The sequence below is a fragment of the Salmonella sp. SAL4457 genome (assembly GCF_046548235.1).
GTDB classification, from domain to species: domain Bacteria; phylum Pseudomonadota; class Gammaproteobacteria; order Enterobacterales; family Enterobacteriaceae; genus Salmonella; species Salmonella enterica.
The window spans coordinates 1-267 of record NZ_JBGDZO010000581.1 but is presented as its reverse complement, the minus strand read 5'-3'; the positions used below and the strand labels follow the sequence as shown (position 1 = coordinate 267).

The following is a 267-nucleotide window of genomic DNA, read 5'->3' as shown; positions in this document are numbered from 1 at the left end:
AGCTAAACATCAGGAAAAACAGCGGAATCGTCTCAAAACGAAGCAAAACAATTGGTTTCGTCGACTGATGAGCCGCTAGGCTGGTTTCACCATTGCCGCGACCGGTTGCCACATTTTTGGATGGTCAGACGTGTCCTGGCCGCTGGTAAATCCAACGCCCTCGAAGCCGATTTCTCTCGCCCATTGCGTAATCCAGTCGCGGTGCAGGAATGTGTCGAGAAGATTGAGCTTTTTGCCTGAGCGCAGCCGTTCGACACGGTTAGCGAA

The 267-nt window shown here is 52.4% G+C and carries 1 protein-coding gene; it reads right to left on the bottom strand.

From position 1 onward, the window contains the following. Nucleotides 1–75 precede the first annotated feature (75 nt). Nucleotides 76–267: hypothetical protein (locus tag ACLJNW_RS25535; RefSeq protein ID WP_410961412.1), on the bottom strand; the 192-nt coding region annotated here is incomplete at its 5' end.